Raw genomic sequence first — 14,902 nt, forward strand, 5'->3', positions numbered from 1 at the left:
TATTAAAAGATCTTGCTCATCATAATTTAATATATATGCTTTTATACTTTTTTTAGACGTAATTTTGAGTTATGAAAGAAATATTTTTTTGAAGATCAAGAAATATTTTTGTAGTGTAGTATAACTTTAATTCTCCAAGATGCTTACAATCGACAATTACCTGGATGCTCATTATATACACCGCAGCAATTGGCTCCGAGCTGCAGTTCTTGGTGCTAATGATGGGATAATTTCCGTATCCAGTCTTGCGATTGGAGTAGCAGCCGCAAGTTCTTCCTCAGAACCAATTGTCTTAGCGACGGTCGCTGCCTTAATCGCTGGAGCTTTGTCAATGGCAGCCGGAGAATACGTTTCTGTAAGCTCTCAGACCGATATCGAACTAGCGGACATCGAAAGAGAGAAGTTAGAATTATTGGAAATGCCAGAAGAAGAATTGATGATGCTAGCACAGATTTATGAGAAGAGAGGACTGAAAAAAGAAACTGCGCTGCAGGTCGCTCGAGAATTAACGGAAGTAGATGTTTTAGGTGCTCATGTTCGTGATGAATTAGGAATTACAGAAATGAGCCAAGCTAATCCTATCCAGGCTGCACTGGCTTCTGGAAGTGCGTTTACGGTTGGCGGCATTTTGCCACTTTTAGTTGTGCTTTTTGCACCGTTGAAAGGAATGGAATATTGGCTGTATGGTTTTACCATTCTGTTTCTGATTATTTTAGGCGCTTTTGCTGCAAAAACAGGAGGTTCAAAAATTTCTACTGCACTCGTCCGTATTACTATTTGGGGAACGATCGCGATGGGTCTATCTGCATTCGTTGGTTACCTATTTGGAGTAAATGTTTAATTTATACCTAATATAGTGGATTATTAAACGATAGAGTGCAAATAACATTTTTTTGTTTATCCATCTACCAAAAATTCACGTTATAAATTTTCAAAGTATTATAAAAAAGGCGTTTCCCCGGAATCGCCTTTTCTGTTTGTGAGCTACTTAAATTTTTAAACTTTTGTTTTCCTATGTGGAACTCAAAACATATTTTGAAGTCGGACGATAGTCTCCATATCGGATATTTGTAGATTTAGGTAAATCCATAATCGAAAATAGGAATATATCGAAGGAATACCTTTTTATCTTATTAATAAAATAGAAAATATTTCAATTCGATTGCCCACCATTAATCTAAATCCCCATTAAGTTCTCGGTGTAATTTGCTTTTTCTGTAGCCGTAAGAGAAGTAGATAATTAATCCAAATCCAAACCAGACCAAGAAATAAAACCAGTTATCATGAGTCATTCCTGTTAGTAAATATAAACAGGAACTTAAACCCATTAACGGAATTAAAGAAAGATTTTTTACAAAGGCCAAAACGCAAAGACCGATATTTAAAATGAGGAATACGGTCATTGAAATTCTAAATTCTCCTTCCAAAGGATCGTTCCAATTCATTAAATTATGGAAGAATGATGGTTGCCATAAGTAAAAGAAAACCACTCCTCCCAGGAATACAGCAGGAAAAATAAATCGGGCATTGATGTAAGGCATGTGGAATCTACCGGGTAGTTTTTCTTTGGATGGCAGGAGGAGAACGCCACCACAGACTAAGACAAAGGCAAAGATGGTTCCAATACTTGTAAAATCAAGAATAAATGATTTATCGGTAAAGAGGATAGGAATCCCAACGACCAGTCCTGTTATAATGGTTGCAAATGAAGGCGTTTTATATTTAGGATGAATGGTCATAAATTTCTTAGGCATTAGACCATCTCGACTCATCGCATACCAAATTCTAGGCTGACCCATTTGGAAGACCAATAAAACCGTTGTAATCGCCACAATTGCGACAAAAGAAACAGTTATTTCCATCCAGGCAACGTTTGCATTAGATTTTTCAAAGATGAAGGAAAGTGGGTCTCCAACTCCGTCAAATTTTTTGTAATCTACCATTCCGGTTAGAACCAGCGTTAAAATAATATAAATTACCGTACATAAGATCAATGATATGATCATTCCTCGCGGGAGATTCTTTTGTGGATCTTTTGTTTCTTCGGAGAGTACACTCAATGCGTCAAAACCAATGTAGGCGAAGAAAACACCCGAAACTGCGCTCATTACCCCTGCAAAGCCATTAGGCATAAAAGAAGGAACTTGAGTTTCTGGATTAATAGGCGTCCAATTATCAATATTAACATAAGCGACGCCGACTAAAATTATCAAAACAATTACCGCAAGTTTCATTAAAACCAAGGCATTATTGAAATTCTTACTTTCCCGTACTCCCCTGTAAACCAACCAGGTAATTAATCCATTAATCACTAATGCAGGAACATCTAGAATTATTTTTAAATTTCCTACCAGTGGTGCATTATTCCAAGCGTTCAGTAATTCCTTATTGGTGGAACCATTTAGGAAAGCTTTTTTAGCTTCAGGATAACTACAAGACAGGGATTCAGGAATATGTACCCCAACTCTCCCCATGAAACTTGTAAAGTAATCCGACCAGGAAAAGGCTACGTAAATGTTTCCGAAGGAGTATTCCATAATCAAAGCCCAACCGATAATCCAGGCGATTAGTTCACCAAAACTCGCGTAAGCATAAGTATAGGCGGAACCAGCTGTAGGAATTCTACTAGCAAATTCTGCATAACATAATGCGGTGAAACCACATGCAAAACCACAAATGATGTATAGGATAATTACTCCTGGACCACCACGGAAAACTGCCTCCCCTAATGAACTGAAACTTCCAGCTCCAATAATTGCTGCAATACCGAAAAATACAATATCCCAAACCCCTAAAACTCGTACTAATCCTGACGAATGATCACTCTCCTTATATTGTTTTCTTCTAAAAAGTTGGTTCATTGTAATTATTTAATTTACACAAATGTAACAGAAAAATTTAAAAAAGATGATTTTTTAGCACCTTTATACTAAAATAGGCTCTTATTCTGTTTGTATAAATAACGTATTTTTGCCAAAAATTGAAAGCATGCCCAAAATTTACTTTTCTTTATCTCTTTTTATATTTTCTTTGGGTTTTAGCCAGTCAGTCAATTTATTTAATCCAGCAGATCAACTAGGTTATCCGCAAACTCAATATTTCTGTCCTGCAGAACAATTTGATTTAGAAGTAGATGCGGTAGCGAGCTCTACCGGAGATTACGCGATAACGAGCGTTTCCCCAAGCGATTATCAACTAGGCGCAGGCTCTATTCCTATTAAGTTTCCCGGGGCAAGTTCCAGTATTTTTAGTGAAGCTTTTCCAATTGGATTCAATTTTAGTTTTTATGGAAAAACTTACACCAATGTAGTGATGGGAAGCAACGGTCGTTTAGTTTTTACCAATGATGCAGCTCTTGATAATCTTAAAGATAAAACAGTTTATAAAGATCGTACATTTAGTGGTATTACCGGTTATAATAGCTATTCGGCATTACCATCTAAGGATTATAATAAAGTTTACCAAAATGATCCGTTAAAAGAGCTAAATCTTGCGCAGATATTTTTTGGATATACTGATTTGGTCGATCGTTCTGTAAATTCAAGCGTAACTTATCTGTATAACAATGTTATGATCGGAGCAGTAAAAGGACTTTTGGTCTCTTTTCAAAATCAGATCAGAACTAACGGAACAGGTGATATTTCAAGTGTAGGATATTACAGTTATATTTTAATTTTGGAAGATGGTCGAATTGTTATTTATGTAAATGGTAAAAATGAAATAAAATACAACGCGATATTAGGGATTCAGAATGAAGATGCATCGAAATTTAGAGTTCCGGAACATAGTTCTAAGCCCACTTCTGATTATAATAATGGGCCTTGGAAAAGTGAAGGGAAAGCCTGGCTTTTTACACCCAATCAAAAATTGACTCCAGTTTTTAAGTGGACAAATAACGGAAATCCTGTGGGAACGAATTCTAATACTTTACATGACTTTGCACCAAATGATAATGATGTTTTAAAAGTGGTAGTTACTTATGTTGATCCGGATAATGGAACTCAAATTGGCGCAAGCGTTTCTGACCAAGTTCTATTTAAAAGTTTGCAAACTCCTGTAATTACAACGGTAAATTCTACTTGTGCACAGATTGATTTGGAAACAGCGTCGATTCCTGATGTTAGTTATGAATGGCGAAAAGTAGGAAGTACAACCATTTTATCCTCCACTAATAAATTATCAGGTACTTCAAGCGGTGATTATGTTGTAAAGATAATACGAAATGGTTCTGTAGGTTTGTGTAGCTTAGATTCTGCCCCAGTTTCATTAGTATTGAATGGTACTTTCCCACCATTTAATGACAGTCCAAAATTTATTTGTAAAACCGATGGTAGTACACAAACGACTGTTGATTTATACAATTATTACGCAGCAAATCCTACCCAATATTCCCTGAAGTTTCAGGAAAACGGTGTTGATATCGCTAATCCTACTAATTTTGTAATTGATGAAAATGTAAAGAGAACCATTACAATTATTGCAGAAAGTTTGAGTACAACTTCATCATGTCCTTTCACCAAAACATTTGATCTTACCTTTATTTCCTTACCATTAACTAATTCAGAATATGTAGCAAGTGATTTATGTTTTGGAACAGATAATTACAATCTCTCTAATTTCGAGAATCAATATTTTACGGAAAAAAATTATCAGTTTACTTATTCAATAGATGGTGGAATGTCTTATCAGACCAAAACTTCTGTAAATCCACAACTTAATAATCTGGTTTTTGTCAAAATAAAACATCCGGATGTGACTTGCGAATCAGTGGTGAAATTAAAATTTAATTTTTATCCTGCAATTGAAATTAAACCATATTCTCAGTTTCCTGAACATTGTCATAGCAGTACAGAATACTTTGATTTAAATATTACCAAAGCTCAATTAGAATATTCACCAGATATTAAAGTTACATTTTTCACTGATTTGGCACTGACCAACCCAATTGTCAATTTAAATTACCGTGGAAGTGGAAAAGTTTTTATTAAAATTGAAAATACAGCTACAAACTGTGTTGCAGATACAATTCCAGAATTAGATTTAAAAATTTATCCTAAACCAGATTTAATAAAAGGTACGCCAGAAACTAAATATTCCCAATGTGGAACCACGGTTTTCAATTTAACTACTAATATCAATGATTATATAGGAAACTGGACTCGGTATTCAGAAATACGATATTATGATTATGCGGGAAATTTACTTTCTCAATCTGAATGGGAAAATTATGATCTTTCAGTTCGCCTGCAACCTTATATGGTTTTTGTTTATAATGCAACCAATAATCTACAATGCTCTGACCGAATTAATTTTCAATTAATAGAATATAAGAAACCTGTTTCAATCAAATCGCAGATTTTAATTTGTGCAGAACTCACTTACGCTATTGATGATTTTAAAAATCAAGTAATCAATAATTCTTCAAATTATACTTTCACCGATCTTTCGCGTGATCCACTTCCTAATAATTTCAATCTGTCTTCTTTGCCGGTAACGGTTGACTTTTTAATGAAAGATAACACTACAGGATGTATTTCTGATCCTCAAACAGTTAATTTTGTTCAAGGTGGAAATTCGGCTTTAGATGCAACAGCAATCGATTACCCACTTTGCGATACAGATTTCGATGGAAAAACAGCATTTAAGTTAGATTCGAAAAAATCAGATTTTACGACAGATCCTGCAGCGACTTTTAAATATTTTAAAGATGCCAGTCTGAGTCAATCCATCGGTTCAACATATACGAATGAAATTGCTTTTGCTCAAACCGTTTATGTTCGAATTACGATTCCTACTTTCTGTCCAACGGTAGCAGAAATTAATTTAAAAGTGAATATTCCTTCAAAATCTACGACGCTAAAGGATGATCCATATTTTATTTGTTACGGCGAAACATTGACCATCGATGCAGGTCCGGAAAATGATTCTATCGTCTGGAGTGATGGGCAGACCGGACGATTCGGTACTTTCACTGAGGCAGGAACTTATTCCGTAACATTACATAACGGTCAGTATGGTTGTCCTTACACGCACAACTTTACAATTTCTGATGAGAATCAGCCAAAAATTAAAGTCATCAACCAAACCAATACTTCCATTGAAGTGATCGCCGAAGGTGGTGCGAAACCGTACAAATACTATTTTAACGGAATTCCACAAAATTCTAATGTGCTACAAAATCCGACCGCTTCTTCTTACGTCATTCAGGTAGAATCTGCAACGGGATGTTTTGGTCCACCACAAACCGTGTATTTTATTAAGATCAATAATGCATTTACACCCAATAGTGACGGCAAAAATGACGTATGGAAAATCGATAATTTAGATAAAATGGAACAGGTTTCTATTGTGATCGTCGATCGAAACGGAACCAAAATTTTTGAATCCACTAATCCAAATAAAAGCGAATGGGATGGTAGGCACAACGGCAAAAGTTTGCCAACTTCGACGTATTGGTATGTTGTTTCGTGGTACGATTCTGTGACCCAAAAAACGGACCAGCGTCAAGGTTGGGTTTTGCTGAAGAACAGAGATTAGAGCAGATTCTAATTTTAAATCTTGAATCTTCTATCGCATCTTAAACTTATAATTTTAAAGTTATCCACATATCCACAACCAACAAATAAACTTGTATAAGCAATAACTTTTCTTTATTTTCGTTGATTAAATGTGGAAAAGCGCTGTTAGTGTTAGAAGCTCTTACAGTGCTATACATGTTCCTAAAAACTTCCCGAAAATCAGGATTAAATGAATTCAAAGAAAATCTTAATAGCCACGGCCATCTTCTATTTCGGCTTATCCGAGGCACAACAATCTCAATACTTTAGCGACCGCGAAAATTACCGTTTCAATCTCGCAGAAAACCTATACCAAAATAAAATTTATAACGCTTCTCAGTTTGAATATGCACGACAGTATTTCTACAATGAGAATCTCTCCAATTCAAAGAAAGAAGCGGCTCAGTTTTTTGATAATGTCATTGGTGTTATTTTAAGAAAGAATCATGCAGAGCAAGGGTTAGATGCTTTTATTAAAGAGTATCCGAACTCGGCTTATTTTGCGCAGGCGAACTTACCATTGGCAGATTTTTATTTGGCTCAAAAGGATTTTGATAAAGCCCTGGAAACGTTGAAAAACGTAAATCAATATCAACTTTCAAGAGAAGAAAATACACAGTATATCATGAAACTCGGTTATGCGAAATTCATGACCGGCGATTCTCAAGGGGCGATCGAAGCTTTAGAAGAAGCGTACAAAACAAGCGAAGGTTCCGACAAAAACGATATCGCTTATATGTTGGGTCATCTGTATTATGCAGACGGACAAAATGATCAGGCATTTACCTTTTTTGATCAGATCAAAGATAACGAGAAATACGCACGCGTTGTAAAACCTTATTACGTGCAGTTATATTTCAACGACAAAGATTACGATAAAGCAATTTTAGAAGGAAATTCATTGCTTAACGAAAATATTTCAGCAGATTATAAAGCCGAAGTTCATAAAATGATCGGTGAAAGTTATTTTATGAAAGGCGATTACAGTTCTGCTTATCCACACTTAAAAATTTATCTGGAAAGCAAAGGAAAACCATCTGAAAGTGATCTGTATGAAATGGGATTTGTTTCAGCACATCTTAAAAAATATGATGAAGCCGTTTCTTATTATAATCAGTTATTGAACAGCAATTCGGCGACTTCTCAAAACGCATATTACCAGTTGGGAAATGCTTATTTAGAAGTTGGTAAAAAACAGGAAGCACTTTCTGCGTTCCGGTCGGCGTATCAAATGACTTACGATCCGAAAGTTCAGCAACTCGCACATTTGCAATATGCTAAACTGAGTTATGAACTCGGGAATCCATTTGAATCCGCATCAAATGTCATTCAAAGTTATATTTCAAAATATCCAAACAGTCCGGATACGAAAGAAATGAAATCACTTTTGGTGAAATCTTATCTGTATTCCGGTGATTACAAAGGAACTTTGGCAGCCATCGACAAAATGCCAAATTCAACACCAGAAACGGATAAAGTAGATCAGGAAGTTTCTTACTTAATTGGAACAGAAGAATTCAACAAAGGAAATTTAGACGCTGCTGAAAAATATTTCTTAAGAAGTTTAGAATTTAATATCAATAAGGAATTTAATTCCAGAGCCTTGTATTGGTTGGCGCAAACTTATTATCAGAAATCAAATTATCCTTCTGCGATCGTTCGTTTCGAAAAACTGCAGACCGAAAACTTTCCGGAAAAACAGCAGCTGAATTATGATCTGGGTTACGCGTACTTTAAATCAAAGAAATTTGACAAAGCTAAAGAATATTTCAAGGCATATTTAAATAATCCAAAACCGGAATTTAAAAATGATGCAGAACTACGGTTGGCAGATACCTATTATGCGAATAATGATCTGAATGAAGCGATCGCTATTTATGATAAATCGGAAAGTGCTGATGATTACACGATGTTCCAGAAAGCGATGGCTTTAGGATTTAAAGGGGATACTGTTGCAAAGATCGCAGAACTGAAGAAGTTGCAAACCCAGTATAAAAACTCAGAATATTTTGACGATGCTCAATATGAGATCGGAACGGCATATGCGGCAAATGATGACTTCAAAAACTCGAACGATTATTTTACACAGGTTATTAAAACCAGTACTGATAAAGATTTGGTAGCGAATGCTCAAATTTATCGTGCTCAGAATTATATCGATCAAAACGAAGATTCCAAAGCCTTATCTGAATTAAAGTCCCTTGGAAATCAGTATAAAAATACGGCTTTTGCCAGTAAAATTGTTCAGGCAGCAAGACCGATCTTTATTAAAAATAATGATGTTGCCGGTTATCAGAATTTTGCCCAAAGTTTAGGCGTTCGGATCGATGCTTCAGAAATTGACGAAATTAATCTGAATCGTGCGAAAACGTTCTACGCCAATAAAGACTACAAAAATGCAATTCCTTTATTTGAAAAATATCTAACGCAGAATCCAACGGGCGAAGGTTTATATCAGGCGCAATATGAATTGGGTGAAAGTTATTTCCAAACGAGTAACTCCACGAAAGCGTTGTTGGTTTTACAGGAAGTTGCAAATGTACAGAATGATTATCAGGAAGATGCGCAAACCAGAATTGCACAGATTTTTATCGCACAGAATAATAGTAATGAGGCGAAGAAATATTTAGTGTCGCTTTCTAATTCGACTAACGTAAATGTGAAAAATTTCGCCAATTTTGAATTAATGAAGATTTATGCGGACGAAAAAGATTTCAGAAAAGCAGAAATGCTGGCTGATTTGGTTTTGCAAAACCCTAAAAATTCAGCTTCGGTGAACGAATTAGCCAAAGTAATTAAAGCCAGAAGTCTGATGAATAATGGAAAAGATAACGAGGCAAAAACGGCGTACACTGCTTTAGAAAAATCTTCTAATACCGAGGTTGCCGCAGAAGCTTTATACGCAAAAGCGTTTTATCAAAACAAAGGAAAAGCTTTTAAATCCTCCAATGAAACTATTTTCAAACTGGCCAATAATTATGCTTCTGAAGAATATTGGGGCGCAAAATCTTTGGTTTTAATGGTTAGGAATTATATCGGTTTGAAAGATAATTACCAGGCGAGTTATACCGCGGATCAGATCATCGCCAATTACGGTGATTTCCCGGAAATTGTTGCAGAAGCCAAAGATTTAAAAAAGCAAATTAAGAAATAGATTTTTAGACATTAGACAAGAGACGTAGCTTTGTGTAAACACCGGCGAGCTGCGAAGTGGCACAATAAAAGAGCAATGGGTGAAACCCATTGAAACTTAAGTAAACCATTGATAGGTCAAAAAAACAAAATAAATGAACAAAAGAATTCAGCATATATTTTTCATCGGATTATTATTTTCCTCAACTGCAGTTTTTTCCCAGATCAAGGAAGAAAAATTGATTTTAGACCGAAAGCGGGAACCGGAAGTGAAGAAGATCGAGAAAAAGAAAACTTCCATTGAAGCAGAAAAAAATTATCCACCTGAAGAAAAATCTGCAAATCCACCAACTTATGATATCACGAACGTTCCGGCATCGTCAGATTTTAAAACGTCGTTGATTCAGGGTGAAGATATTTCGCCCAAATTTGATGCGGAATATCAAAATAACTATTTCCAACTCGGAATGGGGAATTACGGAAAAATTCTGGCAGACGGGAATATTTCAACCAAGTTAGAAAACGGACTGGAAGTAGGCGGAGATGTTCATTTCCTTTCTACGACTGGTTTAAGAAAAGTGTATGACTGGAATTCCAAACAAAATTCGGGGAATGTTGGCGTGTATCTTAATTCTTATGGTGAGAAAGGGAAATTGAGCGTGAATGCTGATTATGGTTTAAAAGATTATCATTATTACGGAATTTATGCTTTTACCCCTTCTTCAAATAATATCGATTTAAAGCAGAAAACGAATCGTATTAAGATTAACGGTTATTATGATTTTTACTCCAATGATATTCTAAATGATGTTCGCCTGAAATCGTCCTTTCTAAGCGATCATTTTAATGCAAAGGAAAATCAGGCAGAAGTGATGTTGAATTTATCTAAGCATGGAGTAGAATTACCGGCTTTTGATGATGTTAATTTTAATGCTGATTTGGGCGTGAATGTAGAAACCGTGAAAACGGATTTTGAATTACTTAACAAAAATTCGTCTCAGTTCCTGAATGCGACTTTAGTGCCGAAAATGACTTTCTTTAAAGGAAAATCTTATTTAATGATCGGTTCGGACTTTTCGTTTTTAAATGCGAAGAATTCAAATTTAATTTTGGCTGAACAGGTGAAAAATAGTAAAACCTACTGGTTTCCAAAAGCGGAATTACAGTTTGCAGCAGCCGATGAATTCAAGTTTTACGCAGGAATTACAGGGGGGTTAAAACTAAATACCTACGCTAATTTACTGGAGCAGAATCCTTATTTGGTTTCTGATCAGGAACTGCGTGCGACAGAAACCAAGTATAAATTCTACTTTGGTTTGCGTGGAGATATTGATCAAAATATCAAATATGATTTCAGTGCAGGATTCGGGAAAATGAACGATATTCTGTTCTTTAAAGCGAACGGATTATTTAATGATGTAGTTGATTATAACCGCCTCGCGTATGATTATGCCAATACATTCTCTTCTGTTTATGACAATGGAACAGTGAGTGAGGCAAAAGCCAGTGTGCAGTATTTCCCTTTGGCAAACCTGGCTTTGGATGCTGAGTTGAATTTTGAAAAATACAATTTGGATAATAATGAGAATATTTTCAACAAACCTTTGGTGAGAGCCAGTATTGGAGGAAAATATACAATGTTGGATAAAAAGTTAAGTTTAGGAGCAAAAGCAATTTTTGCGACGGATCAAACTACGAATTCATTTGAAGTGAATAATGATGGCATTAATCCTAACATATTTATCTCTTCAGAGAACAGAAATGACAAAGTTGGCGGATTTGCTGATTTAAATTTGTCTGTAGAGTACAAAGTTCACAAAAATTTCAGTATTTTCGCACTCGGAAACAATTTACTCAACACCAAGTATCAAACTTACAAAGGTTATAAAGTTTTGGGAGCACAGATTTTGGGAGGAGTGAAGATTTCTTTTTAGTGAAGAATAATGTGATTAAAAATATTAATTATTAATCATCAATTTTTAATTATAAAAATGGCTGCGTAGTTCAACTGGATAGAATATCAGATTTCGGCTCTGAGGGTTGGGGGTTCGAATCCCTTCGCGGTCACTTAAAGAAGGATAAAATTAATTTTTTATCCTTCTTTGTTTTAATACGAGAAGAATTAACCATACGAATTTTTATATTCGTCTAGTAAATTAGATGTTATTTTTATAATCATCTTTAAATGGAATATTTTTTATATGTTTTAAAGAATAACAAAGATGGAAGACTATACAAAGGTTAGATATCAAATCTTCTAAACCGAATAAGACAAAAGAATTCGGGTAGGGTTAGGTCCACCAAAGGTTTTATGCCGTAGGAAAGTTCCTTGAATGTTCAAAAGTAAACGGCAAAACTATAACACGTTCTGCCGTTTTCATTTTCAATTAAATCTTCTATTCGATTTAATTTTCTATATATAATGATGGCTTTAAAAATAACTCTAAATAATATCGAATTAATTATTGGTCACAGAAAGTTTAACCTCAATATTATTTCGGGTGGCGTTGGAGTAAGGACAAACCTGATGAGCTTGTTCTGTCAGCTTCTGAGCGTCTCTTAAGGAAACGCCTGGCACATTTACATCTAATTCAACCGCCAAGCCAAAACCGCCGTTTTCAATTTGACCAATGCTTACTTTTGCTTTCACGGTAGTTTCGCCAGTTTCCATCTTTGATTTCTTGATCATAAGGTTTAAAGCACTGTCAAAACATGCTGAATATCCTGCTGCAAAAAGCATTTCAGGATTGGCGAAATCATCATTTGCCCCACCCAGAGCTTTTGGTGTTTTTACATCCAATTCCAAAATTCCGTTTTCACTTTCAACATGTCCGTCGCGGCCACCTTTTGCGGTGACGCTTGTTGTATATAATGTTTTCATATTTGTTATTTTTCTATTATTTGCATTAACTTATTAATTGTTACTTTCATTTCCAGGATATCAGCTTCTGATAAATTGAGTTTTTCCTGCATTTTTCCTGGGATTATACAGGCTTTTTTCTGAAGTTGATTTCCTTCCTCCGTAAGAAAAACTTCTACTACACGTTCATCTTCTTTCTTTCGATGTCTGATGATATAGGATTTTGCTTCGAGTCTTTTTAATAAAGGTGTTAAAGTTCCGCTATCCAGATAGAGCTTTTCACCGATTTGATTCACTGTCAATCTTTCATATTCCCAAAGTACCATCATGACCAAATACTGAGAGTAGGTGATATCTAATTCCTCAAGGAAAGGGCGGTACATCCCCGTAATTTCTTTGGCGATCAAATAAAATGGAAAACATAATTGATCTCCTAATTTTGGGGTGTCTAAATTTTTCATTATTTGAAATTGAAAGTATTAAATCAATTAATTATTTTTTAATAATAAATTCCTCCATCGGAATTCTCACTTTTTTCATATGAGAAAGGTAATCTTTTTCGAGATCTCGATATCCCAGATAGAGAAGGCTTACACTTTTCAATCCCATTTCTTTCAAACCGAGCATTTTATCTACCACCTCATTGCTGAAACCTTCAGCGGGTGTACTATCAATCTTTAATTCTGCTGCTTGAGCCATTGCCAGTCCTAAAGCGATATACGTTTGTCTTGCCGTGTGTGCGAAGTTTTCTTCAGCAGTTTGAGCATTATATATTTCTTTCAGTTTATCGGTATAACTGCCGAATCTGCCTCTTGGCAACTCTCTCACATCAGTGTGGTAGTCGTATACTTTATCAATTTTTTCATCAGAATAGCGATCCCAGGCCGCAAATACCAAAACCTGAGAACAGTCTTTCATTACTTCAGGATTCAAAGCACCTTGAACCATTTTTTCTTTCAATTCCTGGTTTTCTACCACGATGATACGGAAAGGTTGAAGTCCTGAGGAGGTAGGTGCTAATCTCGCTGCTTCTAATATTTTATCAAGATCTTCTGCTGCAACTTTTTTTGAAGGGTCATAAGCTTTTACAGCGTGTCTCCATTTTAAATCTTCTATTAATGACATACTTTAAATATTTATTGTTTTAATTTTGAACTGCAAATATAACGAACAATTAAATTGTACACAATTTAATTTAAAAATGATGTTGATTGTAAAAATAAATAATGTGAATAAAAATAATAATTTTTATAATTTCTCCCATAGATCTTAGGCAAATATCCTCGATAAATCCTATGTTTGCAGCCTAAATTTATTTACATGAAAGAACTTATTGAAAAAATCAACGCTGAATTTGAAACATTCACAACCGAATCAAACCAACAATTAGAAAAAGGAAACAAAGCAGCGGGTACCAGAGCTCGTAAATCAGCTTTAGAATTAAGCAAATTGTTCAAGGATTTCAGAAAAGTTTCTGTAGAAGAATCTAAGAAATAAGACCTTTTAAGCCAGCTGTTTAGCTGGTTTTTTTATTTACAAATTTTGAGGAATATAAAGAGATTAATCGAAAAAACCGCCTGAAATTTCAGACGGTTTATATATTTAACAAGATAAATTTTTTCTTATCCCATTTTTTTAGCATCAGCAACAAACTGCGCTAAACCTTTATCAGTCAATGGATGATTCAATAAATTAAGAATTGAATCTAGCGGCGATGTAATCACATCTGCACCGATTTTAGCACAGTTGATAATATGCATTGGCGAACGAATCGACGCTGCAAGAATTTCTGTATCGAACATGTAGTTATCAAATATAATTCTGATTTCTTCGATCAGGTTCATTCCAGCTACAGATATATCATCTAATCTTCCTAAGAACGGAGAAACATAATTAGCTCCCGCTTTCGCCGCCAATAAGGCTTGGCCGGCTGAGAAAATTAAAGTACAGTTTGTTTTGATCCCTTTGTTGGAGAAATATTTTAAAGCTTTGATACCGTCTTTGATCATTGGAATTTTTACCACGATGTTTGGGTGAATCGCTGCTAATTCGTCGCCTTCCTTGATCATTTCTTCATAAGTAGTGCTTAGAACTTCCGCAGAGATATCTCCATCAACAATTTCGCAAATAGTTTTGTAATGGTTCAGAATTGCTTCTTTTCCACTAATTCCTTCTTTTGCCATTAATGAAGGATTGGTGGTAACTCCATCTAAAATTCCTAAATCCTGCGCTTCTTTAATTTGCTCAAGATTGGCCGTGTCAATAAAAAATTTCATATTACTTTTTGTTTTTGCAAAGGTAAGATTTTCGGGTGCAACTAAAAAGAGATTTAAGTTCTAAAATAATGGTGAAT

General features: G+C 35.1%; 10 protein-coding genes and 1 tRNA gene. 6 read left to right on the top strand and 5 right to left on the bottom strand.

All coding sequences use genetic code 11. The features are described from left to right. Positions 1-139: 139 nt before the first annotated feature. On the top strand, positions 140-841 hold the full coding sequence (locus FNJ88_RS11850; RefSeq protein ID WP_143853364.1) for a VIT family protein: 702 nt from the start codon (positions 140-142) through the stop codon (positions 839-841). Between the two features lie 331 nt (positions 842-1,172). Here FNJ88_RS11850 and FNJ88_RS11855 read toward each other — a convergent pair whose 3' ends face one another. Then, entirely contained in the window at positions 1,173-2,861 is a 1,689-nt protein-coding gene (locus FNJ88_RS11855; RefSeq protein ID WP_143853366.1) for an APC family permease, read from the bottom strand. A 127-nt stretch (positions 2,862-2,988) separates the two neighbouring features. Between FNJ88_RS11855 and FNJ88_RS11860 the strand changes: the two genes are divergently transcribed. The 4 genes from FNJ88_RS11860 (at position 2,989) to FNJ88_RS11875 (ending at position 11,756) form a co-directional block, all read left to right on the top strand. Beyond that, on the top strand, positions 2,989-6,537 hold the full coding sequence (locus FNJ88_RS11860) for a T9SS type B sorting domain-containing protein (RefSeq protein WP_143853367.1): 3,549 nt from the start codon (positions 2,989-2,991) through the stop codon (positions 6,535-6,537). A gap of 210 nt (positions 6,538-6,747) precedes the next feature. Further along, positions 6,748-9,711: a tetratricopeptide repeat protein gene (locus FNJ88_RS11865; RefSeq protein ID WP_143853368.1), complete on the top strand. Its 2,964-nt coding sequence runs from the start codon at positions 6,748-6,750 to the stop codon at positions 9,709-9,711. Between the two features lie 133 nt (positions 9,712-9,844). Further along, positions 9,845-11,623 (top strand): TonB-dependent receptor, encoded by a 1,779-nt coding sequence (locus FNJ88_RS11870; protein ID WP_143853370.1) that lies wholly within the window; start codon positions 9,845-9,847, stop codon positions 11,621-11,623. A 59-nt stretch (positions 11,624-11,682) separates the two neighbouring features. Next, a tRNA-Arg gene (locus tag FNJ88_RS11875) sits at positions 11,683-11,756 on the top strand. A 391-nt stretch (positions 11,757-12,147) separates the two neighbouring features. Here the strand turns inward: FNJ88_RS11875 and FNJ88_RS11880 are convergent. Genes FNJ88_RS11880 through FNJ88_RS11890 form a run of 3 tightly spaced genes read right to left on the bottom strand, consistent with a single transcriptional unit; the run spans position 12,148 to position 13,674 of the window. Next, positions 12,148-12,570 (bottom strand): organic hydroperoxide resistance protein, encoded by a 423-nt coding sequence (locus FNJ88_RS11880; RefSeq protein WP_143853372.1) that lies wholly within the window; start codon positions 12,568-12,570, stop codon positions 12,148-12,150. 5 nt (positions 12,571-12,575) lie between these two features. Next, on the bottom strand, positions 12,576-13,010 hold the full coding sequence (locus FNJ88_RS11885) for a MarR family winged helix-turn-helix transcriptional regulator (protein WP_143853374.1): 435 nt from the start codon (positions 13,008-13,010) through the stop codon (positions 12,576-12,578). Between the two features lie 31 nt (positions 13,011-13,041). Continuing rightward, the gene (locus tag FNJ88_RS11890; RefSeq protein ID WP_143853375.1) at positions 13,042-13,674 is read right to left on the bottom strand and encodes an NAD(P)H-dependent oxidoreductase; all 633 of its coding nucleotides are present in this window, start codon (positions 13,672-13,674) and stop codon (positions 13,042-13,044) included. 195 nt (positions 13,675-13,869) lie between these two features. Here FNJ88_RS11890 and FNJ88_RS11895 point away from each other — a divergent pair, with 195 nt between their 5' ends. Further along, on the top strand, positions 13,870-14,046 hold the full coding sequence (locus tag FNJ88_RS11895; RefSeq protein ID WP_143853377.1) for a histone H1: 177 nt from the start codon (positions 13,870-13,872) through the stop codon (positions 14,044-14,046). A 125-nt stretch (positions 14,047-14,171) separates the two neighbouring features. On the opposite strand, the gene fsa is transcribed toward FNJ88_RS11895, so the two are convergent. Then, positions 14,172-14,825, bottom strand: a complete 654-nt coding sequence (gene fsa / locus FNJ88_RS11900; RefSeq protein WP_143853379.1) for a fructose-6-phosphate aldolase — start codon at positions 14,823-14,825, stop codon at positions 14,172-14,174. Positions 14,826-14,902: the final 77 nt, after the last annotated feature.

The organism is Chryseobacterium sp. SNU WT5 (genome assembly GCF_007362475.1).
In the GTDB taxonomy this organism is placed as follows: Bacteria; Bacteroidota; Bacteroidia; order Flavobacteriales; family Weeksellaceae; genus Kaistella.